Annotated in this window: 16 protein-coding genes; 4 read left to right on the forward strand and 12 right to left on the reverse strand. The window is 66.3% G+C overall.

The features are described from left to right. Nucleotides 1–7: 7 nt before the first annotated feature. From J0A91_RS03185 to J0A91_RS03220, 8 genes are all read right to left on the reverse strand, one after another. Nucleotides 8–352, reverse strand: coding sequence for an L-rhamnose mutarotase (locus tag J0A91_RS03185; protein ID WP_069203702.1), 345 nt, complete (start codon nucleotides 350–352; stop codon nucleotides 8–10). Further along, on the reverse strand, nucleotides 349–1203 hold the full coding sequence (locus J0A91_RS03190; protein WP_069203703.1) for an AAA family ATPase: 855 nt from the start codon (nucleotides 1201–1203) through the stop codon (nucleotides 349–351). Before J0A91_RS03190 ends, J0A91_RS03185 begins: the two co-directional genes overlap by 4 nt. Next, nucleotides 1160–2143 carry a 2-hydroxyacid dehydrogenase gene (locus J0A91_RS03195; RefSeq protein WP_069203704.1) on the reverse strand — a complete coding sequence of 328 codons (984 nt, stop codon included), beginning with the start codon at nucleotides 2141–2143 and terminating at the stop codon, nucleotides 1160–1162. Before J0A91_RS03195 ends, J0A91_RS03190 begins: the two co-directional genes overlap by 44 nt. Nucleotides 2144–2151: 8 nt before the next feature. Beyond that, nucleotides 2152–3186 carry an aldo/keto reductase gene (locus J0A91_RS03200; RefSeq protein ID WP_069203705.1) on the reverse strand — a complete coding sequence of 345 codons (1035 nt, stop codon included), beginning with the start codon at nucleotides 3184–3186 and terminating at the stop codon, nucleotides 2152–2154. Nucleotides 3187–3338: 152 nt separating this feature from the next. Then, a complete protein-coding gene (locus J0A91_RS03205; protein WP_069203706.1) occupies nucleotides 3339–3644 on the reverse strand; it encodes a hypothetical protein in 306 nt (101 codons plus the stop codon). Nucleotides 3645–3769: 125 nt separating this feature from the next. Next, nucleotides 3770–5278, reverse strand: coding sequence for an efflux transporter outer membrane subunit (locus tag J0A91_RS03210; RefSeq protein WP_206365027.1), 1509 nt, complete (start codon nucleotides 5276–5278; stop codon nucleotides 3770–3772). Between the two features lie 6 nt (nucleotides 5279–5284). Then, nucleotides 5285–8488, reverse strand: a complete 3204-nt coding sequence (locus J0A91_RS03215) for an efflux RND transporter permease subunit (protein WP_069203708.1) — start codon at nucleotides 8486–8488, stop codon at nucleotides 5285–5287. 6 nt (nucleotides 8489–8494) lie between these two features. Further along, complete coding sequence (locus J0A91_RS03220) at nucleotides 8495–9679, reverse strand: efflux RND transporter periplasmic adaptor subunit (RefSeq protein WP_069203709.1); 1185 nt, start codon at nucleotides 9677–9679, stop codon at nucleotides 8495–8497. Between the two features lie 100 nt (nucleotides 9680–9779). Here J0A91_RS03220 and J0A91_RS03225 point away from each other — a divergent pair, with 100 nt between their 5' ends. Continuing rightward, on the forward strand, nucleotides 9780–10385 hold the full coding sequence (locus J0A91_RS03225; protein ID WP_083224470.1) for a TetR/AcrR family transcriptional regulator: 606 nt from the start codon (nucleotides 9780–9782) through the stop codon (nucleotides 10383–10385). Nucleotides 10386–10584: 199 nt separating this feature from the next. On the opposite strand, the gene J0A91_RS03230 is transcribed toward J0A91_RS03225, so the two are convergent. The 4 genes from J0A91_RS03230 to J0A91_RS03245 are packed head-to-tail and all read right to left on the reverse strand — an operon-like array spanning nucleotide 10585 to nucleotide 19532. Next, complete coding sequence (locus J0A91_RS03230; protein WP_069203710.1) at nucleotides 10585–13344, reverse strand: TonB-dependent receptor; 2760 nt, start codon at nucleotides 13342–13344, stop codon at nucleotides 10585–10587. A gap of 29 nt (nucleotides 13345–13373) precedes the next feature. Beyond that, complete coding sequence (locus J0A91_RS03235) at nucleotides 13374–16052, reverse strand: carbohydrate-binding protein (protein WP_240502184.1); 2679 nt, start codon at nucleotides 16050–16052, stop codon at nucleotides 13374–13376. Further along, nucleotides 16049–17440: an MFS transporter gene (locus tag J0A91_RS03240; RefSeq protein WP_069203712.1), complete on the reverse strand. Its 1392-nt coding sequence runs from the start codon at nucleotides 17438–17440 to the stop codon at nucleotides 16049–16051. Before J0A91_RS03240 ends, J0A91_RS03235 begins: the two co-directional genes overlap by 4 nt. A 49-nt stretch (nucleotides 17441–17489) precedes the next feature. Beyond that, nucleotides 17490–19532, reverse strand: a complete 2043-nt coding sequence (locus J0A91_RS03245) for a glycoside hydrolase family 31 protein (protein ID WP_069203713.1) — start codon at nucleotides 19530–19532, stop codon at nucleotides 17490–17492. 122 nt (nucleotides 19533–19654) lie between these two features. Here J0A91_RS03245 and J0A91_RS03250 point away from each other — a divergent pair, with 122 nt between their 5' ends. The 3 genes from J0A91_RS03250 to J0A91_RS03260 all read left to right on the forward strand — a co-directional run bounded on the left by J0A91_RS03250 (nucleotide 19655) and on the right by J0A91_RS03260 (nucleotide 23095). Then, nucleotides 19655–20725 carry a substrate-binding domain-containing protein gene (locus tag J0A91_RS03250; RefSeq protein ID WP_069203714.1) on the forward strand — a complete coding sequence of 357 codons (1071 nt, stop codon included), beginning with the start codon at nucleotides 19655–19657 and terminating at the stop codon, nucleotides 20723–20725. Continuing rightward, nucleotides 20722–21726, forward strand: a complete 1005-nt coding sequence (locus J0A91_RS03255; protein WP_069203715.1) for a LacI family DNA-binding transcriptional regulator — start codon at nucleotides 20722–20724, stop codon at nucleotides 21724–21726. The genes J0A91_RS03250 and J0A91_RS03255 overlap by 4 nt, the downstream gene beginning before the upstream one ends. Nucleotides 21727–21970: 244 nt before the next feature. Next, the gene (locus tag J0A91_RS03260; RefSeq protein WP_069203716.1) at nucleotides 21971–23095 is read left to right on the forward strand and encodes a glycoside hydrolase family 68 protein; all 1125 of its coding nucleotides are present in this window, start codon (nucleotides 21971–21973) and stop codon (nucleotides 23093–23095) included. The last annotated feature ends 40 nt before the right edge of the window (nucleotides 23096–23135 follow it).

The raw sequence follows: 23135 nt of genomic DNA on the forward strand, positions 1-23135 counted from the left end.
GCTACCGTCACGGCTGATCGTCGAGGCTGTAGATCTGCTCGGCTTCGATCCATTTCTCGCCCTCGCGCGCGAACGGCAGGCGGCGCTGGAAGCGGTCCATCAACACTTCCCAGGCCTGCACCTCGGGATCGGCGGCTTCGCGCGCTGCGTTCGCGACCGGATCGAACTCGGGCGTGGTCTCCATCAGCATGACCAGCCGATCGCCGACCTGCCAGATGTCGAGCGCCGCCACCCCGCCCGCGCGGATCGCCCGCGTGACCGCTTCGGGCGGCCCGCCCGGGCGGTGCCAATGCCGATAGGCGGCGATTGCCTCGGGATCATCCTGAAGGTCCAGAACGAGCACATGCCTCATCGCATTCCTCCATCCGTCGTCGGGTCGGTACCCCGCACAGCAACGCAGCCGCGCATGTCGTCGAGTTGCAGCACCAGATCGGCATAGCCGGGCATATCGTCGAGGATATGCCGCGTCAGCCGCTCGTAATGGCTGACGAACGTCGTCACCTCGGCATCGGACATCACGCCAGCGCCGCGTGCGCCCGACGCGCGCAGCGCCTGTTCCTGTTCGAGCCGCCAGCCCAGCACCCGATCCCAGCTCGGCGCGCGCAGCATCGCCAGCCAGTCGATCCGCGCGAACAGCCACTGGTACGCGCCCGCGAGGGCCGCGTTGGCGTGGCGCCGCCACACGCCATCCGGGTCGCGCTCGCGTTCGAGCGCGTTGACGGGCGCCACCAGCGCCGCCGCGTCCTGTGGCGCCGCGCCGACACACCAGCCTTCGAAGATCACCAGCGCCGGGCGCGCGGGCGCGACCGGCCACGCCGCCGGATCGACGCGATCGTCGCGTGCCTTGTCGAAGCGCGGCAGCGGCGTCGCGTGCCCGCCGTCGAGCCCCGCGAAGGTCGCCAGACCGAGATCGACGTCGTGCGTACCCGGCACGCCGCGCGTCGCGAACAGTGGATGGACATCGCGCGCCAGCGCCGCGCGCGCGTCGTGCGTCTTGTAGAGATCGTCGAGCGACAGGACCACGGTGTCCGCGAAGCGACCGGCGAGTGCGGCCGCGACAGTCGATTTGCCGCTACCCTGCGCGCCGCACAGACCGATGACCAATGGCCGCTTGCGCGGACGTGCCAGCGCGCGCTCGATCGCGTCGGCGAGGATCGCTTCAGACGACACGATCGGGCATTTCGCCGCCGGCGAAGAACGCATCGAGATTGTCGATCGCCTGCATCCCCATCGCGGTGCGCGCGTCGAGCGTCGCGCTGCCGAGATGCGGCAGCAGCACCGCGCGCGGACTGTCGAGCAGCCCCGAACTGACCGCCGGCTCGCGCTCGTAAACGTCGAGCCCGACCGCCGCGATCCGCCCTTCGGCCAGCGCCGCGACCAGCGCCGCCTCGTCGATCACCGATCCGCGTGCGGTGTTGACGAGAATCGCGGTCGGTTTCGCCCTGGCGAGCAGGTCGGCATCGACGAAATGGTGCGTGTCCGCGCCGCCGGGGATGTGCAGCGAGATGACGTCCGCGCTCTCGACCAGCGCCTCGGCGGAGGCGATACGGGTGGCGGCGAGGCTCGCCTCGATCTCCGGCGCGGCGGCGCTGCGCGAGAAATAGCGGATGGTCATGCCCAGCCCCAGCGCCCGCGCGGCGGTGCGCTGCGCGATCCGCCCGAAGCCGATCAGCCCGAGCGTGCGCCCGACCAGCGACTGACCGACGAGATGAGTCGGCCGCCAGCCGGTCCAGTCGCCAGCGCGCAGTTCGCGCTCGCCCTCCCCCGCCCGCCGCGCCGCCATCAGCATCAGCAGTATCGCGAGTTCGGCGGTCGCCTCGGTCAGCGCGCCGGGCGTGTTGCTGACCGCGACGCCTGCCGCACGCGCGGCGGCGAGGTCGATATGCTCGACCCCCGCGCCGTAATTGGCGAGGATGCGGGCGCGGCACCCTTCGGTCGCGATCAAGGCCGCGTCGATGCGGTCGGTGATCGTCGGCACGACCGCGTCGAAGTCGGTGAGCGCGCTGCGCAATTCGTGTGCGGTGAGCGCACGGTCCTCGACGTTGAAGACCACGTCATAGCCCGCAGCGAGGCGCGCTTCGACCGCTTCGGGCAGGCGGCGCGTCACGCGGACGCGGGGGCGTGGAGCGGTGTTGCCGGTCATGGTCGCCCTCAGCCCGCGACGGTCATGTCGGGTGCGGGCGCATCGGCGCGCAGCAGCCCGGCCTGCCGCAGATCGCGCCAGAAGCCGGTTGGGATAGCGGTGCGGTAGAGCTCCAGCGTGCGCTCGACCTGCTCGGCGCCGGCGAGGCCGGGCAGCACGCACGCCACCGCCGGATGCGACAGCGGAAACTGCAAGGCCGCCGCCGCGAGCGGAACGCCATGCGCGTCCGCCACCGCTTCGATCCGGCGCACCCGCTCGACGATTTGCGGCGGCGCGAGATCGTAATTGTAATGCAGCGGCCCGCCGCCCTTCGTGCCGGTTGCGAGGATGCCGCTGTTATACGGGCCGCCGACCAGCACCGACACGCGCTGCGCCTCACACGCCGGCAGGAAAGCATCGAGCGCATCCTGTTCGAGCAAGGTGTAGCGCCCGGCGAGCAGCACGACGTCGAGACGCGTTTCGTTCAGCGCATCCAGGCAAACCGCCGCCTCGTTCACCCCCAGCCCGAAACCGGCGATCGTGCCGTCATCGCGAAGCTGCTCCAGCGCGCGGAACCCGCCGCCCCGGGTAAGTTGCTCCCAATACAGCGTATTGGCGTCACCATGATTGGCGCGGCCGATATCGTGGACGAGCAACAGGTCGATCCGCGCCAGCCCGAGCCGCTGAAGGCTCGCCGCGTGCGACCGCAGGATGCCGTCGTAGCTATAATCATACACCGGCCGGAACGGCATCGGCGACACAAAGCCGTCACGCATCACGCCCGTGTCGAGCGACGCATCGGCGACAAGCAGGCGGCCAACCTTGCTCGACACGACCATGCCCTCGCGTCCGCGCAGCGAATCACCGAGCCGGCGCTCGCTCAGGCCGAAGCCATAAAATGGCGCTGTGTCGTAAAAGCCGATTCCCGACTCCACCGCCAGATCGACTGCCGCGCGCGCGGCTTGGTCCGCGATCGGACGATAGAGGTTGCCGAACGTGCTCGACCCGAAGCCGAGTTCGGTGACCGAGATTCCAGTGCTCCCGACACCGCGCGTTCTAATCATGCTTGCCTCTGAGATATCAGATGAACCGATCTGCTATCTATGATCACAAATCGGCGCCAGCGCAAGCCGCCGGTACGCCCGCCGGGGCAGGGGCGAAGTCTTCAAACGCGGCCTTTCGCCCGAAAGATCGGGCGATCGGCATCGTTCCAGTCTCAGGGGTGCGGCGTCAGCGCCAGGGCGTCCGCCGAACCGACGTCCTGATCGCCGGCGAATATCCGGTCCAACCGACTCCTGACGTCTTTTCGGTAGTTCTTGGACGCGGTCACGCGCGGCGCGGCCACCGCGACTTCGTCGGCGATCGCGTCCTTGATCCGTTCGAGCGCTGGTTCGGCAAGCACGTTCGCGCGGCGCAGCTCGATGCAGAGCTGTACCAGACCAACCGCAGTCGCCTGGGCCCTCAGTTCCACGTTCGTCAGCTCCCAGTGGAGCCTTTTTTGTTGGTCGTATGGCTTCGTCATTCCGCCGTTCCTCTCCGACGCGGATCGTACCCGCCGAATCAGATGCGCGCCAGCACTTAGAACCGTCCGACCGCCCCCAGCGGAGGCTCGATACCGTTCGAGCGCCCGCCAGCGGGACAAGCCGGTTATCGGCGCACGGCATCCTCACCGGTACGATCTTCGCCTGTCAGCCCGCCGCCAAGCGAGCGGTACAGCTCGACCAGATTGCTCTCGCGGTTCAGCCGGGTCGTGACCAACTGTTGCTGCGCCGCATAGGCGGTTCGCTGCGAATCGAGCGTCGTCAGGAACGATTCGACGCCGGCCCGGTACCGCGCGTCGGAAATCCGCAGCGCAGCCGCCGCAGCGTTCACGCGCGCCGTTTGCGCCGAAACCTGCTCGTCGATGGTGCCGCGCTGCGCCAAGGCATCGGCGACCTCGCGGAATGCGGTTTGCACCGCCTTCTCATAGGTCGAGACCGCAGCCTGTTGCTGCGCCTCCGCCGAGCGAAGATTGCCGCGCAACCGCCCGCCATCGAAGATGGGAAGCGCGATCGACGGCGCCGCGGTGTAGGTGAAGCTGCCACCGGAGAAGAGCCCGCTCAGCGCGGTGCTGATCGTCCCGACCGTCGCGGTGAGCGAGATGTTCGGAAACAGCGCCGCGCGCGCCGCGCCGATATTGGCGTTTTGTGCGATCAACTGGTGCTCGGCCTGAAGCACGTCGGGCCGGCGCAGCAAAACCTCCGAGGAGATCCCCGTCGGCAGAACCTGCAAGGCTGCATCGCCGTTGCCGAGCCCTTGCGGGAGCATCGCCGGCGCAACCGGTGCGCCGACGAGCAGGTCGAGCGCGTTCTTGTCCTGCGCCAGCCGAGTCCTGAGCACGGCGATGTCGTTGCGCGCGCCCTGATAGGTGCTTTCCGCCTGCCGCGCCTCCAGTTCTGAGGCAACGCCGATGCGGAACTGCGCCCGGGTGAGTTCCAGCGACTGTTCGAACGACTTCAGCGAATCCTGTGAGATCCGCAACTGATCCTGGTCCGACGCGAGCGTCAGCCACGCCGTCGCGATTTCCGCGATGAGGCTGATGCGAGTCGAGCGCTGCGCTTCCTCGGTGGCGAAATATTGTTCCAGCGCCGCGCGGCTGAGGTTGCGGACGCGCCCGAACAGATCGACCTCGAAGGCCGAGACGCCGGCGTTGAGCGAATAGAATTCGAGGTCGCTCGAGCCAGCGCCGCCCCCGGCGCCAACGCCGACACCGCCGCCTGTGCCCGTGCCCGTGCCCGTGCCGCCGCCCACACCGCCGCCCGCGCCCTGGATGTTGTTGGTATAGGTCGCCGATCCCGAAAGCCGCACCGTCGGCAGCAGATCAGCCCGCTGGACGCGATATTGCGCGCGCGCCTGAAGCACGTTCGCTGCGGCGATGCGCAGATCGCGGTTGTTCTCCAGCCCCAGCGCGATGAGGCTGCGGAGCCGATCGTCGGTGAAGAACGTGCGCCAGCCGATCCTGGTGACGTCTGGCGCGTCGGTCGCGGCGGCGGGATAAACACCCCCGGCGGGCAGCGCCGCCGGCACCGCGCCGACGGGACGCACATATTTCGGCGCGAGGTTGCAGCCGGCGAGCGCGGTGGCCGCAAGCAGGACCAGGACGTTTTTGCTATTCATCACCACTCAGGCTCCCTGCGGCGCGGGGGTGTCCCCGCGCGCGCCGTCATCACGCCGTCCATCATCATGCGGGTGCTCGTCCCCTTCGTGCTGCGTCTCATCGCCACGGCTGAACAGGCGCAGCACGACCACGAAGAACATCGGCACGAAGAAGATCGCGAGGACCGTCGCCGAGAACATGCCGCCGACCACGGCACGCCCGATCGCATTCTGGCCGCCCGCGCCCGCGCCGTTGGCGATCGCCAGCGGGAACACGCCGAAGATGAACGCGAGGCTGGTCATCAGGATCGGCCGGAGCCGCAGCTTCGCGGCTTCGATCGCGGCGTCGAAAGGCGCGAACCCCGCGCGCATCTTCTCCTCGGCGAACTCGACGATCAGAATCGCGTTCTTCGCCGACACGCCGATCGTGGTGATGAGACCGACCTGAAGATAGATGTCGTTGTTCAGGCCGGTAAGGCGCGCCGCCAGCAGCGCCCCCACCACGCCGAGCGGCACGACCAGCATCACCGACAGCGGCACCGACCAGCTTTCGTACAGCGCCGCCAGGCACAGGAACACGATCAGCAGCGACAGCCCGTATAGCGCCGGTGCCTGCCCGCCCGAAAGCTGCTCTTCGTAGCTGAGGCCGGTCCAGTCGAGCCGAGTCCCCGGCGGCAGCTTGGCCTGCATGTCCTGCATCGCCTTCAACGCCGCGCCGGACGAGACGCCGGGTGCCGGCTGGCCCAAAATCTCCATCGACGGCAGGCCGTTGTAGCGGGTCAGCTGCATCGGCCCCTGGTGCCAGGATATGTTGGAGAAGGCGGTGAACGGCGCCATGTTGCCGCTCGCGCCGCGCACGTACAGATCACCGATATCTTCGGGCGCGAGGCGATACGGCGCATCGGCCTGGATGTAGACGCGTTTGACGCGGCCACGATCGATGAAGTCATTGACGTAGGCACCGCCCCAGGCGGTCGCGATGGTGCTGTTCACCGTCGCCAGATCGAGCCCGAGCGCGCCCGCCTTGTCCTGATCGACCTCGACCTTGAGCTGCGGCGCATCGTCCAGCGCATTGGGACGAACCCCGACCAGCGCCTTGTTCTGCGACGCCATGCCAAGCAACTGGTTGCGCGCGGCGAGCAGCTTTTCATGGCCAAGCCCGCCCTCGTCGACCAACTGGAGGTCGAAGCCGGTCGCATTGCCGAGTTCCTGCACCGCCGGCGGGATGACGGCGAAGATCAGCCCGTCCTTATAACCAGCGAACACGCCCATTGCCCGCGCGACAATCGCCTGCGCCTTGTTCTTCGCGCCCGGCCGATCCTTCCACTCCTTCATTGGCATGAAGGCGATACCGGTGTTCTGGCCGGTGCCCGAGAAGCTGAAGCCGTTGATCGTATAGACGCCCCGGATCGCATCGCCCGCATCGCTCAGGAAATGGTCGCGCACCAGGTCCAGCCCCTTCTGGGTGCGCGCGGTGGTGGACCCGGCCGGCCCCTGCACCAGCGCGATCATGACGCCCTGATCCTCGTCGGGGAGGAATCCAGTCGGCAGGCGCGTGAACAGGAACACCATGCCAGCGACGATCAACGCGTAAGCAACCAGCGAGCGGCCCCAGCGGCGCGTGGTCGAGCGCACACCGCTCTCGTAGCGTGCGCGTCCGCGGTCGAACTTGTCGTTGAACCAGCGGAAGAACCGCGCGAACAGACCGTTGCCCTCGTTCTTCTGCGGGTCGTGCGGTTTGAGGATCGACGCGCACAGCGCCGGCGTCAGGATCAGCGCGACCGCGATCGACAGCACCATCGCCGACACGATCGTGATCGAGAACTGGCGGTAGATGACGCCGGTCGATCCGCCGAAGAACGCCATCGGCAGGAACACCGCCGACAGCACCAGCGCGATGCCGATCAGCGCGCCAGTGATCTCGTCCATCGATTTGCGCGCCGCTTCCTTCGGCGTCAGATGCTCGGTGGTGATCAGCCGCTCGACGTTCTCGACGACGACGATCGCGTCGTCGACGAGCAGGCCGATCGCCAGCACCATGCCGAACAGGGTCAGCGTGTTGATCGAATAGCCGAACGCCGCCAGCACCGCGAACGTCCCCGTCAGCACCACCGGCACCGCGATCGTCGGGATCAGCGTCGCGCGGAAATTCTGCAGGAACAGGAACATCACGAGGAAGACGAGGACGACCGCCTCGACCAGCGTCTCGACCACCTGTTCGATCGACAGGCGGACGAACGGCGACGTATCGTAAGGGAAGATGACCTTGACGTCGGGCGGGAATTGCTTGGCGATTTCGGTCACCCGCGACTTGACCGCTTCCACGGTGTTCAGCGCGTTGGAACCCGGCGCCAGCTTGACGGCGATGCCCGAGGCGGGCTTGCCGTTCCACTCGGCCGAGAAGCCGTAATTCTCGGCCCCGATCGCGACGCGCGCGACATCGCCCAGCCGCACGATCGACCCGTCGGCGTTGCTCTTCAGGCGGATCTTCGCGAACTCTTCAGGCGAGGTCAGCCGCGACGAGACGGACACCGTCGCGTTGAGCATCTGCTCCTTGGGCGCGGGCTGCGCGCCGATCTGCCCGGCCGAAACCTGCGCGTTCTGCGCGGTCACCGCGTTGGTGACATCGGCGATGGTGAGGGCGAAATTGTTGAGCTTGAGCGGATCGACCCAGATTCGCATCGCATATTGCGACCCAAAGATCTGCGTGTCGCCGACACCCTCCACACGCGATAGCGGGTCCTGGATCTTGGAGGCGACGATGTCGGCGAGATCGTCGGCGTCGTGCGAGGCGTTGTCCGAATACAGGCCGACGAACAACAGGATGTTCTGAGTCGCCTTCGCCACCAGAATGCCCTGGCGCTGCACTTCCTGCGGCAGCAGCGGAGTCGCCGCCTGCAATTTGTTCTGTACCTGAACCTGAGCGATGTCCGGGTCGGTGCCCTGCTCAAAGGTCAGCGTGATCGTGACCGTACCGGCCGACGAGGACGAGGCCGAGAAGTAACGAAGGTGATCGATCCCCTTCAACTGCTGCTCGATGATCTGCGTGGTCGTATTTTCGAGCGTCTGCGCGTCCGCGCCGGGGTAGGTCGCGGTGATCGACACCGCCGGCGGCGCGATCGCCGGGAACTGCGCGATCGGCAGCGTCCGCACCGCCAAAAGGCCGGCGATGACGACCATGACCGCCAGCACATAGGCGAAAATCGGGCGATCGATGAAATAGCGTGACATGGCTGGTTACTTCGCCTGTGTCTTTGCCTGGCCCGGCTTCGGCTGCTCGCCGGCGGGCTTGGCATTGGGGTTCCACGGCGAGCCTTGCACCGGCATGCCGGGACGCAGCATCATGGCGCCTTCGACGATGACCTTGTCACCGGGCTTGAGCCCGCCCGTCACGATCCAGTTGTCGCCATCGGTCCGGTTGGAGACGAGCGTGCGCGGCTCGACCTTGTTGCCGGCGCCGATCACCAGCACGGTCGGCTGCCCCTTCTCGTCGCGGCTGACCGCGCGCTGCGGCACCAGCATCGCCTTGGCTTGCGTGCCCTCGACGAGCGAGGCGCGAACGAACATGCCCGGCAGCAGCAGCCCGTTGGGATTGGGGAACAAGGCCCGGATGACCTGCGAACCGGTGGTGGGATCGACCGTGACGTCGGCGAAGCGCATCGTGCCTTGCGCGCCATATTCGCTGCCGTCTTCGAGCTTCAGCTTCACATGCGCGTTGCCGTCGCGGGTCAGTCGCCCGCTCAGGATTTGCTGGCGCAGTTTCAGCAGGTCGGCGCTCGACTCCTGAATGTCGACATAGACCGGATCGATCCGCTGGATCGTTGCGAGCGCATTCGCCTGCGACGCGGATACGAGCGCGCCGGTGGTGAACAGCGACCGGCCGATTCGCCCCGTGATCGGCGCGCGGATGGTGGTACGGGCGAGATCGATCTGCGCGGTACGCAGCGCAGCCTGCTGCGCGGCGACATCCGCCTGCGCCTGCGCGGCGGTGGTCTGCGCGTTCTCATATTCCTGGCGGGCGATCGCGTTGATCTTGACCAGTTCGCCGTAGCGGCGGGCCAGCGCGGCGCTCGATGCGATGCTGGAGCGCGCCCGGGTCAGCGCGGCGCGGGCGCTGGCGACCTGCGCTTCGTAAGGCGCTGGATCGATCCGGTACAGCGGCTGCCCCTTGTGAACGACGTCGCCCTCGACGAACAACCGCTCGAGCACGAGGCCGTTGACCTGGGGGCGAACCTCGGACGTTTCGAACGCGGTGGTGCGGCCGGGCAGCTCCGTCGTTAACGTCACCGGCTGCTCGCGCACGACGACATAGCCGACCGGCGGGGCCTGCGGAGCCTGCTGCTGCTGCCCACCACCGCACGCCGTCAGGGCGAGCAAGGCGCTGGATGCCAACACACCGCGCATCAGCCGCTTGGAGACCATAGAATTTCCCGCTTGAAAAAAAGAAAGAGAGCGATCACTCACAGATCGGGCGTTAGACCCGGCGCTCGAATGCGTCAACACACTCAAGGAGAGTCGTGAATTGCCGGTTGCCATATGTCCGCCCCCATCGCGTGCCGAGTTGCGCCGGAATAATGTCAAACAGGTCGCCAGACAGCTCTTCATCGAGCGCGGGTTTCACGCGACGGGAATCGCCTTGATCGCGAAGCTATCGGGCGTTGCCGTTCAGCAATTATACCGGGATTTTCCTTCGAAAGAAGACATTATCGCGGCGATCGTCGCAGAAGATTGTGACAGGTTCGCAGACCTTGCCACGCTCAATTCTGCGCTTGCCGAAGATGATCGCGAGGCGCTTCGAAACTGGCTCGAATCGGCGACCTGCCGAAAAGATAAAGAAAATGATATTCTGTTTCTCGAGATCGCAGCCGAGGCATCCCGCAACGAACGCATCCACTCTATTTTTTCCGACGTCAGACGCACGATGTCGGACAACATCAGCAGAGCCTTCGCCGGACTGGCCGGAAGCGAGACCGTGCAAGACGAGCATCGCCTGCTATCGGAGGCTTTTATGATCGTGACGGTCGGTTCGGCCTGCACGCGCGCTTTGCATCAGGCCGATACGCATGCCGCCGGCACGAAACTGATCTCCTGTCTTATCGATGGGTTCCAAGCTGAACCCGACAGGTAGCGCATTTTTTGCGAGGCGTGGCGTGCCCGAAGCGGGCGCCGGGTTCGCCGGCGCGTCCGGGAGGCGGAGCCACCTCGATCGGCGACGGCGGGGGGCGGCCGTTGTCCGGTGGGCGCCGGTGCGGTGATCCGGAAGCGCGGTCTTTATGATCGGGAGGCGATCAGGAGGGCGGGGCTGCCGCCCTCCTGATCATCGTCGGTTAGAAGCGGAAACGAACGCCTGCGGAAATCAGGCTGGCTTCCCACCGCACGTCGCGCGGATATTCCGGCGACTTCACGTAGCTGTGATATGGCGTTCGCAACAGGTTGGTCGCATCCACCGTCAGCGTGATCTTCTGCGTGAGATTGTAGCTCGCCGAAAGATCAAGCCGGCCGACCGCATCCGAATAGACCGTGGTGTACACGCCCGGCGCGCCGAAGCCGTCGACGTTGGCGCTGCGATAGTTATACGCCAGCCGGATACTCGTCGGCCCGAGTTCGTACAGGCCGATGATGTTGAAGCTGTACTTAGACACGCCCGGCAACGTGTTTTTGCCGCCCGTGAAGTTCGCTGCCGACTGAAGCGTCTGCTCGCCATCGATATAGGTGAAGTTCGCCTGCGCGCCCAACCCGCGCAGCGGCCCCGGCAGGAAATCGAAGAAGGTCGTCGCGGCGGCTTCGATGCCCTTGATCTTGCCCGACCCCGCGTTCGACGGACGATACACCAGGATGTCGCCGAACGGCGGCGTGTTCACCACCTGCGGCAGCGAATTGATGAAGCCGTCGATCTCCCGGTAGAAGCCCGCGACCGACACCGATCCCGTGCGCGAGAAATAATATTCCAGCGAGGCATCGTAGTTGCTGGAACGGATCGGCTGCAGATCGGGGTTGCCGCCATTGCCGGTATAGGAGAGATTGCCGCCGATCGTGCCCTGCTGCACGGTCAATGTCGGGTTGATCTGGTTGAACCCCGGCCGGCTCAACGCCTGGGTACGCGACAGGCGCAGTTTCAACCGGTCGGTGAAGTGCAACTGCGCGCTGATGTTGGGCAGGATATCGACATATTGCTGCGAGGAATCGATCGGCACCAGCGCCGTGCCGTTCGCGGTGGGGATCGAATTGGTGCCGTTCAGCTTGTTGCGGGTGACAATGACACGCGCACCGATCGCGCCGTCGATCGGGAAACCGACGTTGAACGCATATTTCACCTGAGCGTAGCTGGTGAACACCTGTTCGCGCGCCTTGAACGCGGAGAGCGGGTTGAGCAGCGGTCGATCCGACGCCCACGCCTGCCGCGTCGCGGTATCGGCGCCGGCGCGGACCAGCGCGTCCCGGACGTACCCTCGCACGTCGTTGATGCGATCGTTCAGGATGTTCGAATTGGGGGCGAACCACGAACGGAACTGCTGCACGTCATCATTGTGGAAGCCGGGTTCGATGACGGCACCGTCCGACACGCCGGGCACGCGCGAGATTGGATCGCGCAGGCTGGCGAGTGAGGCGTTGCGATCACCATAGACCGAGTTGGCGGTGCGATCGGCATAGCGCACGCCGAACTGGAACTTCGGGAACAGCGGCGATCCGGTGTCGAGCGCGATGTTGCCCTGCCACTGCCACTGCTGCCCTTCCGAACGCTGACGATTCTCATACAGGCCGCGCATGTAGTAGCTGGCCGGATCGGCGAAATTGACGCCGCTCGGCGTGAAGTCGACACCACGCCCCGAGTTCAGCCGCACTGCCAGCGACAGCGGATTGGCGAGTTGCGTCTGGAATTCGTAATAGGTGTTGTCCGAAATCGACTTGGTATAGGCGAGGTCGGACGTGACCACGGCGTTGCCGATCTCCCACTTCGCGCCGAGCGCACCCTGGAACGTATCGGAACTGTTACGCCCTGACTGCTTGGTCGGGCCGTTGACGATGCCGAGATCGGTATCGAACGAGGCCAACGTCGTACCGTCCGGCGTCAGCACCGCGTTGCGGATCGTCGGCGGATTGCCGCCGGTCGTGCTGGACTGGATCGGTACGCCGAAGAAATCATTGGCGTTCTTGTTGCGATAGGCCAGCCACAGGCCGTCTGCGTAAACCGTCAGATTGTCTGCGGGCCTCCACTCCAACGAGCCGTTGACGGAGGGACGCTGGCGCGTGCCCCGGCCATAGAACAGGCCGATATCCTGCGGGAAGGTGAAGTTGCGGCCGACCGAGGCGGGCAGGATCTGCTGCGCGGCGGGCACATTGTCCTGAAACCCCTGATAGCGGACCGAGTTGAGGTAGCGCGTCTGGGTGAAGGACACGTTGACCAGCGCGCCGATCTCGCCGATCCCGGTCTGCCAGCGATTGCTGACGAGCAGGCTGCCGATTGGATCAAGCTTGCGCGATTCGGTGTTGTAGACACCGCGCGCCGCGCCAGCGAGTTCGAAGCCCTTGAAGTCGAACGGACGGCGCAGCCCGACGTCGATCAGCCCGGCGATGCCGCCTTCGAGATTGTCGGCGGTGGTCGCCTTGTAGACTTCGACGCGCGACAGCGCCTGCGCCGGGAAATCCGAGATCGAGACGGAGCGGCCGTCGGCGGTGAAGATCTCGCGACCCTGCACCGTCGTCTGCACGTTGGGCAGGCCGCGGATCAGCACGCCATTGGCTTCGTCGAGATAGCGCGTCACCTGCACGCCGGTGATGCGGGCGATCGCCTCGGAGGCGTTGTTGTCCGGGAACTTGCCGATATCCTCGGCGACCAGCGCATCGACGATCGCGTCGGAATTGCGCTTGAGGTTCTGCGCGCTGCTCAGGCTCTGGCGGATGCCGGTGACGACGATATCGTTCGCGGGCGCCGTGGTGGCCGCCGTCGTCGCCGATGGTGTCGTGTTGGCATCCGTCTCCGCATCGGATTGCGCGGGTGCCTGTTGCGCGGTGGCCGGTGCGGCAAAAGCCAGCACCAACCCTGTCGCGGCGGATGCCAGCAGGCGTGCGATCGTGTTCGTATTCATTGTCATTCTTCCCCTCGGTTTTTGTTACTTCACTTGGCGGTGGTCGCGGCCGTTCCCGGCAAAGGCGTGACGGTGATCCGGTCGATATTGGGCGCGTATTTCGAACGCAGCAGCACCTGCGACCACGCCTGCGAGGCGTAGGTCTTGCCATCCCAGTCGGGCTGTTCCTCGCCCGCGATGCGGATCGTGTTGGCGCCCGCACGCAGCGTTACCGGCACCGTCATCTCCCACCAGTTGTTGCGGTGGAAGCTGTTCGGGAAGGTCGCCAGTAGCGGCGCGGCGCCGTTCACCGCGATCCGCGCGACACGCGCGAGCGGATCCGGGTTATAGTGCGTCGCCTTGGATTGCTCGTCGTTCGAGAAGCGGATCGTCAGCGCGTAATCGCCCGCCCGCGCGACCGTGACTGCGGGGAAGGTCAACGTGTTGCCGTTGCCCGGCGCGCCGCCGATGTCGAACACCGCGCGTCCGCCGCTCGCCAGCGACGCCGCGGCGATGCGGGCCGTACCGGCGACCTGCGCCGCCTCCGCCTCGTAGGTGCGGCCGCTGCCGGCCGGCAGGTCCGCCACACGCAGCCGCCGCAAGCGCGTCGCGCCGCTCACCGCCACCTTGTTGATGCCGGCGAGCAGGAACGCGTCCGCCGCCGTGCCGGCGGCCAGGTCGCGCCCGTTGACATGCAGTACCGCACTGCCCGCGCCATCCTCCAGCGTGAGCCGAGCCAGCCCGTCGTGCGCGGCGTAGACCCAGAAAATGGTCCGCCCATCCTTCGTCATCGCGTCCGCCGCGTCGTAGATCGCCGGCTGCGCTGCAGCCGGCGCGGGCGATAGCGTGATCCGGTCAACCAGCGCGTTGCCGATCGTGCGCCGCCGCCCGTCGAGGCTTCGCGTCGCCAGCGTCAGCACGTGGCGCCCGCGCGCAAGCGGCACCACCGTATCGACATGGTCGAGCACCGCGGGCTTGTAGCCGAGCGGCAGGAACAGTTCGGTCTCGCTCGCCGTCTTGCCGTCGATCCGCAGGAACACGTTGGTCGGCCCCTGCGCCTCGGCCTTGGGGTCTTTGTTGAACGTACTGGCGAGGACACGCACCGCGTAGCGCCCGTCCGCCGGCACATCGACCGCGACGTCGAGCGCGGCATCGCTGCCGGTCGCGAACCCTTCCACCGAATAGCCGCCAGAGGTGTAGAACCGGTCGACCGCCTCGGGCGAGCCTTCCGGCCCGCGCACCTTCAACCCGGCACCACGACGGACCGCCGCTTCCGCCTCATAGTCCTGCCGCCACTGTGCCATCGGCGCGCCAGCCGGCACGTCGGCGCCAGCGGGGGTGAGCACCACCTCATATGCGGCTTCCTCACGCAACGCGGGGAGGCTGCCGTCACCGAACGCGAGCGCGACCGTGCCGTCGCGCACCGTAACGGCTTGGTCGGCGACAAGCGTCGGCGGCGTCGAATCGCCGAGTTGCCCGGTCCAGCCGATTTCGCGCACCCGCACGCGCGCCGTCGCACCGAACCACGCCGGCACCCGCGCGAGCGCAACGCTGGCCGCGCCGGTCCTGCCGCCGAACAACAACCGCATCTGCCGTCGTGCGGGATCGAGGGTGGCGACGCCTTGCAGCGTATAGCTCTGGTCCGGGTGGGGCGGCGTGACGGCGAGGCTGTGCCCGCTCATCGTCGCATAGCTGTTCAGCAGCCACCACTGGCCATTGCCGCGATTGGCCTGCACGGCGGAATCGCTGAGATTGCCGTCGATGTTCCAATAGGCGATGTCCGCGTCGATCTTGGAATCCTCGATCGCGGCGATCCACTGCACCATCTGGCCGGGCACCGAGGTGTGATAATTATAGGCATATTCGTTGATGTTGATCGGCAGGTGCCGCCCCTGCCAGCGCGTGCCGGCGAACACCGTGTCCTCCCAACCGCGATAGCGGCGCACGCTGGTGCGAACGGTGGCGGGGTTGCTCAGTTCGTGCCACGTCACCACGTCCGGCACGGTGCCTTGCGTGACCGTATGCTTCAGGAACCCCTCGACCTCGTCAAACAGGATGCTGGTGTTCGGCCCGGCGATGCGCGCGGTGGGCAGCATCTGGCGGATCAGCCGATACGCGCGGTCCCACGCATCGAAGAACACGGCGGGGTTGGTCTGCCACTTCACGCCGTTGCAGCTCTTCGGCCCGTCGCCGAACATGTTGCCTTCGGGTTCGTTGAACGGCGCGAAGACGATGTGGTCGCGGTAGCGCGCCGGCATGCCGCGCACCTGTTCGGCCTGCTTCCGCAGTTTTTCGAGGTATGCGGTCACCGATTGCGCGCAGTCCCCCGTCTTCCAATTGTACGGGAACTCACGGGTGATGTCGGTCATGTAGATGAACGTGTCGCCGCCCGACGCATCGGTGAGCAGCGTCGACACTTCGAGCGCGTCGGCGCCGGGATGTTGCGGCCCGTCCTGCGCCTTGGTCGAGACGGTGCGTAAGGCTATCCCCTCGATCAGGTTCGGGTGCGGCAGGCGCGCATCGTACAGGCCGTAGAGCGTGCCCGACGCGCCGCCGTGGAACGGCCCGGTATCGCTGCCGAGATCAACCGTCAGCCGTTCGGGCGGCGTCTGCGCGACGGCGGGCAGCGCGCAGGAGCCGAGCAGAACGGCGACCAGCAGTTTCGCGGCGGTGCCGGGGTGCGAGGTTCGCATGTCGGGGAGGTCCAGTGTGCGGGAGGAATGGGTCATGCCGCGCGATCCGCCGTCATGCGGTCGATCGTCGCGCGATTGAGGATCAGGCGGCTGGCGGTCACCGCCAGCGCGAGGTGCAGCAAGCCGGGAATCACGGTGGAGAGCAGACGGATGCCGGCGAGCGACAGCGGCGTCTGGTTGCCCGCGCCCGCCTTGTACGACACGATCACCAGAACCCCGCTGATGAGCGCCCCCGCCAGCGCCCAGGCCAGCTTCACGAAGAACTGGTTGAACGCGAAACTCATGCCCGAGGAGCGCATACCGAGCTTCCACTCGCCATATTGATCGGCCAACTGGATCAGCGTGAAGTGCAGCGGCAGCGTGCAGCCGAGCACGATGCAGCACATCCCGACCAGCACCAGCCACAGCATCGGATAGCCGCCGGGCACGAAATACGCGCCGAAATGCCCGGCGACGAGCAGCAGGTTCACCCAGACGTACACCGTTTTCACGTCGAAGCGGCGGGTGAAGACCTGCACCACGATCGAGCCGAGCAGACCGCCCGCCGTCGCGGTGCCGAAGAACAGTGCCTGATAGGTCGGGCCGCCGTTCAGCACATAGGTGATGAAATACAGCGCGGCGCCGCCCTTGGTGTTGAAGATGCCGATCAGCAGCAACGTCATCAGGAAGGTCAGCCGAAGCTGGTCGTTCTTGAGCGTGTTGGCGATCGCGACGCGCAGCGGCGGCTCTTCCGCGCCGGTCTCCGGCACCCGCTCGCGCACGAACAGGAAGCAGATCAGGAACATCGCCACCGCCGCGAGGCTGAGGATCGCCACCCCGTCACGGTATCCGCGCGAGACGTCCGCGCCGCCGAGCTGCCGCACCATGATCGGCAGGCCGACCGAAACCGTGAACGATGCGACCGCCACCATCGCGAAGCGGACCGACTGGCACGCCACGCCCTCGCGAGCGCTGTCCGTCATGCGCGTGATGAGCGCGCAATACGGCACGTTGTTGAGCGAATAGAAAAACGCCAGCAGGAAGTATGTCGCCGCCGCATAGGCGACCTTGCCGTCATAGCCGAAGTTCGGCGACTGGAAGGTGAGGAAGCAGCTCAACCCGACCGGAATCGCCGTCCACAACAGATAGGGTCGGAACTTGCCCCAGCGTGTGCGCGTGCGGTCCGCCATGATGCCGATCAGCGGATCGGACACCGCATCGAACACGCGCAGCGACAGGAAGAGAATGCCGACGATGCCCGGCGCCAGTCCGAACACGTCGGTATAATAAAAGGTCAGGAAATTGGCGATCAACCCGGTGATGATCGTGCCGCCGGCGTCGCCGAAGCCATAGCAGACCTTCTCGATGAACGGCACGCGGCCCACCCGCACGGTGGCGGGCGCGGTGATTCCCCCTGCATCGCCTTGCTGCGCTATGGCTGCCATGACCGATCTTCCTCTCGTGTATGCGGCCGCTTTGCGTGTCCGCTCCGTCTCAATCGTCGATGAAAGCCGTCGCCACCGCCGCGCCGGCGCGCATGAACACCGGGATGCGATCGATCGGCGCGGCGCACCGCACGCTCGCACCGCCCGCGCGCGCTTCGCCGGTCCATGCGTCCACCCAGTCGCCGGCCGGCAACCAGACGTCGCGCTCGGTAATGCCGGCGGCAAGGATCGGCGCGACCAGCAGGTCAGGCCCGAACATATATTGGTCGTCGAGCGCCCAGCAGCGTTCGTCGCCCGGATAATCGTAGAACATCGGCCGCATCAGCGGGTCGCCCTGTTCGTGCGCCGCCGCCATCAACCCCGCCACATACGGGCGCAGCCGCTCGCGCAAGCCGGCGTAGCGGCGCAGGATCTGATAGACGGGCTCGCCGAAGCTCCACAATTCGTTGCCGGCCCCCGTGTCGCACTGCGCCACGCCGTCGCGGAACGGTTCCGCCGGCGGCGTGATCGGGTCGCGGTGGCCGTGCATGCGCAGGACCGGCGTGAACACCGCCCACTGGAACCAGCGCACCATCAGCTCGTGGAAAGCGGGATCTTCGACATCGCCGCCGTGGAAGCCGCCGACATCGGTGGTCCACCACGGGATGCCGGCCATCCCCATGTTCAGGCCGGCGCTCAGCTGGTTGCGCATCGCCTCGAACGAACTGTGGATGTCGCCCGACCATACCAGAGCGCCATAGCGTTGGCTGCCCGCCCACGCGCAGCGGATGAGGCTGACGACCTCGCGCTCGCCCTCGTCGCGCAGACCATCCGCCACCGCCTGCGCATAATGCAGCGGATAGGCATTGCCGACCGCGAGCACCTCGCCGCTGTGATAGCGGTAATTGTCGAAATCATACGCGCCATATTCGGGCTCGGCCTCGTCGAGCCAGAACAGCGCGACGCCATTGTCCCGATAGTTGCGCTTCAACCGATCCCACAGGAACGCGCGCGCACCCGGATGCGTGGTGTCGATGAAACGCGTGTTGCCGAGAAATTCCTGCTGCACGTCGACGCCACGGTTGGCGCGCACGAGATAGCCCTTCTCGGCCATCTCCGCGTAGTTCTCCGACCGCGGATCGACCGTCGGCCACACCGACACCAGCAACTCGGTGCCCATCGCCTTCAACTCGGCGGCCATCGCGGCGGGGTCGGGCCATTCGCGCGGATCGAACCGCCAATCGCCCTGCACCGGCCAATGGAAGAAATCCGCGACGATCACCGCGAGCGGGATGCCGCGCCGCCGATACTCGCGCGCGACCTCGAGCAGTTCGTCCTGCGTGCGGTAGCGCAGTTTGCTCTGCCACAGGCCGAGCGCGAAGTCCGGCATGTTCGGCACGGTGCCGGTCACCGCCGCATAATTGCGCACCAGCCCGGCGGGCGTATCGGCGGCGGTGATCCAATAATCCACCTCGCGCGCGGCGCGCGATGTCCAGGTCGCGCCGTTCGCGGCGAAATGCACGTCGCCGATCGCAGGGCTGTTCCACAACAGGCCGTAGCCTTCGCTGGAAACGACATAGGGCACGCTTGCCTGCGAGTTGCGCTGCGCCAGTTCGAGCAGGCAGCCAGCCAGATCCAGGTTGGCCTGCTGATATTGGCCCATCCCGAACAGCCGCTCGCCTGGCTTGGGCTCGAACCGGACGGTGATGCGCGATGCCTCGCCCGACAGCGGTTTGAACTCGCGGCCGGCGATACCGAGCGCGCTGATCGTGCGCACGTCGTCCTTTCCGACCGTCCAGAATTTCGTCACCGTGTCGCGCTGCCGCCACTTTTCCTCGAGCAGCAGCCGCCCGTCGGAGTTCAGGAACCGCACCCTGCCCTGAAGATCCACTTCCGCGACGATCCGGCCGTTCTCGATGCGGGCGACCGCGCCCTCACGGCTGACGACGGGAGCGGGCGTGGCGACGTCGAGCAGCGCGCCTGGGCTTGCCGGACGCTCGGCATGCGCGGAGGCGCGAAGCCGCAAGCCATCCTGGCCATGCGCCTCGATACGCAGCCAGGCGCCATCATACGACCAGGCGATAGCGCGCGATTCCAGAATTAGCGTATCCAAACGGCCATCCCCTCGAGTCGTCTTGCGTGCGACCGTAAACGTTTCCGGTGTTGGCTTTGATTGCTCCCGCTCGGTATGTCAATCCGCTTGCGTATTTCCGGCGCAGGCTGAAATGAGGGCACATGGACATCCGTGCTCTGGCCAATCATCTCGGCTTATCGATCGGCACGGTTTCGCGTGCGCTGAACGACCGCAAGGACGTCAACGCACAGACGCGCCAGCGCGTCATCGAAGCCGCGAGCGCGTTGGGCTACACGCCGAACCAGTCGGGCCGGACGCTGCGCAGCGGCCGCACGGGCACGGTCGGATTCATGCTGACGCTCGAGCATGACAGCGCGGTGTATGGCGAACCGTTCTTCATGGCGCTGTGGGAAGGCGTTCAGACCGGCCTCACCGGACACGGCCTCGATCTTGTCATCCTGCTGGCGCGCAAGGGCGAGGACGGCCTCACCTTCCTGCGCCGGCACGTCTCGCGCGGCACCGCGGATGCGTGGCTGCTCTCCGCGACTCAGGTTCACGACGAGCGGATCGCGTTCCTGCAAGGCCGGAACATCCCGTTCGTCGCGCTCGGCCGATCCGAGACGGAGCGCCCGTTCGCCTGGATCGATCTCGACTTCGAAACCGTCGTCGCGGATGCCGTCGCGCTGTTCGCCGCCGCCGGGCATCGCCGCATCGGCCTGGTCGCGCCGCCCGCCACGATCAACAACAGCCAGATCGTCATCGACTGTTACAAAGCGGCGCTCGACGCGGCGGGCATAGCCTATGATCCCGCGCTCATTCACAACGGCGAAACCGATGAAAACGACGGCGAGTTCGCCGCGCGCGAGTTGATGATGTTGCCCGATCCGCCATCGGCGCTGCTGCTGATGGGCGAGACCGCGCCGGTGGGCGCCTATCGCGCGCTGCGCGCGCTGGGGCTGGAACCCGGGCAGGACATCGCGGTGATCGGGCTGCGGGACAATCCCGCCTGTCGTGGCCTTGTACCGCAGCTCACATGCTTCACTCTGGATCTGGAAGCGCTCGGGCTGGCGCTTGCCGAGGCGGTTGCCGAGACTTTGGCGGATCACGACAAGGTACACGTGCCACATCTGCAACGGCGATGGCCAATGGTGCCACGCATCGGCGCGAGTCACGGTGTCCGCTCAATCGAGGGACCATCGCTGCACGATATCCGCGTTGGAACCGACAGATGACCCGCCAGAAAGCCGCCAGCCTCGCCGAACTTTCCGTACTTGCCGGGGTATCCATCTCTACGGTTTCCCGATCCTTGGCAGACAGTCCTCTGGTCGCAAAGACAACCAGGGACCGGATCAAGCAGCTCGCGCGCGACCATGATTTCCAGATCAACGTCGCCGCGCGCAATTTCCGGCTCGGGCGCACCGGCGCGGTCGGCGTGGTGCTGCCGCTGGGGCATGAAACCGAACAGCATCTGACCGATCCGTTTTTCATGAGCCTGATCGCCTCGCTCGCCGACACGCTGGCCGATCGCCATTACGACCTGCTGCTCTCGCGCGTCATTCCGTCAAACGATCGCTGGCTTCAGGCCTTCGTCGATTCGGGCAAGGTCGACGGCGTCATCATCGTCGGACAATCGAACCAGATCGACGCGATCGAGCAGGTATCCGCCACCTATGATCCGCTGGTGGTATGGGGTGCATCGGTCAGCGGTTACTCCCAATTGACCGTGGGTTCGGACAATTTCGAAGGCGGGCGCATGGCCGCCCACCACCTCCTGTCCACTGGCCGCAAGACGCTGACCTTCCTCGGCAACCCGGACGTCCCGGAATTCGAAGCCCGCTTCGCCGGGTTCAACCATGCCATCGCGCAGGAGCATGCGCCGCCGGGCTTCGTCGTGCCTACCCATGTCACGCCGGACGCCGCCTATGCCACGATCCGCGACTATATGCGCGATCACCCCGCCCCCGACGGGATTTTCGCGGCGTCCGACGTGATCGCCCTGAGCGCGCTTCGCGCGATCGCCGATCACGGCCTGCGGGTGCCCGAAGACATTGCCGTGATCGGCTATGACGATGCCTTCATCGCCAGCCAGACGACGCCGTCGCTCACCACGATTCGGCAGGATGTCGCGCTCGGCGCACGCATGATGATCGACCTGCTGTTCCAGCGCATGGCCGGGGAAGATACGGCGTCTATCTCCTTGCCCCCCACTCTGGTGTTACGCGCTTCCGCCTGATCGGCGGCGATTACGCCCTGCCCCGTAAAACCTGAATGCTAACGTTTGCATTTTCTCTTGCAAACGTTTGTTATCAGCTATAACAATGCAGCAACGAAAAAGACGATACTTAGGGGATGATCGTGCGGGCGCAGCTTTTGACACGGCTTGCTTCATCGACGAAGCGGCAGCGCGATGGTCGAGGCGCCAATTGCACGTCCACCGGCGAGCGTATGTTTCGCGTGACGCCCGGACGCGTATCGGCATGAGCGACAGCATCATCTCTACCCGCTGGACGCCCGACGACGTGGCGCGGATCGACGCGGCGTCGGCATCCCACGCGCCCCTCATCACCCCGCAACGGCGCGTGATCGATACGCTCGATCTGTGGGACTATTGGCCGGTCCAGCGAACCGACGGCCATCCTGCGGAGATCGCCGGCGGCACGCTGTTCATCGCCTTGTCCGCGCCCATCCTGCCCGATCCGGACGCCCGCCACGCCGTCGCCCGCATGCGCCTGCTGCATCGCGTGGGCGCGGACTGGCATGATCTGGGGCCGCTGCTCCCCGACGGCCTGTCCCCCGGCAGCCGGGAATGGTCCGGCTCCGCGATAGTGTTGTCCGACGACCGGACGATCACCCTGTATTACACCGCTGCCGGTCTTCGCGATGAAGCGCAAACCAGCTTCATCCAGAGGCTGTTCCAGACCAGCGGAACCCTGTCGGTGGCAAAACATGCCGTAACCGTGTCGCGCTGGACGGCGCCAAGCGAATGCGTCGTGCCCGACGACATCCATTATACCAGCGAGATGACGGGCGGCGGCGCGATCGGTTCGATCAAGGCGTTTCGCGATCCCGCTTTCTTTCGCGATCCCGCCGACGGCGCGGAATACCTCCTTTTCGCCGCATCGCTCGCCCAGTCCCGATCCGCCTGGAACGGCGCGGTCGGCATCGCCCGGCGCGAGACGGATGGCGAGTGGCAGATCCTGCCGCCGCTGATCGATGCCGATGGCCTGAACAACGAACTCGAACGCCCGCATGTCATCGTGTGGAACGGCCTCTACTATCTCTTCTGGTCCACCCAGACCAAGGTGTTCGCGCCGTCCGGTCCCACTGGCCCGACCGGTCTCTATGGCATGGTCGCCGACGCTCTGTTCGGCCCGTGGCGTCCGCTCAACCGTTCCGGCCTCGTCTTCGGCAATCCGCCCGATGCTCCCTATCAGGCCTATAGCTGGCTGGTCCTGCCGGACCTGTGCGTGCAGAGTTTCGTCGATCTGGTCGGGCTGACGGAACCGGCCCGTGATGTCGCGCAAGCCCGGGCACATTTCGGCGGCACCCCCGCCCCCGAACTTCGGATCATGCTGGACGGAGACCGCGCATGGCTGGCCTGACCGACCGCCATCCCCTTGTCGGCGCTATGGCGTCGGGCGC

Origin of the sequence: Sphingomonas panacis (assembly GCF_001717955.1) — a bacterium.
Lineage (GTDB): Bacteria > Pseudomonadota > Alphaproteobacteria > Sphingomonadales > Sphingomonadaceae > Sphingomonas > Sphingomonas panacis.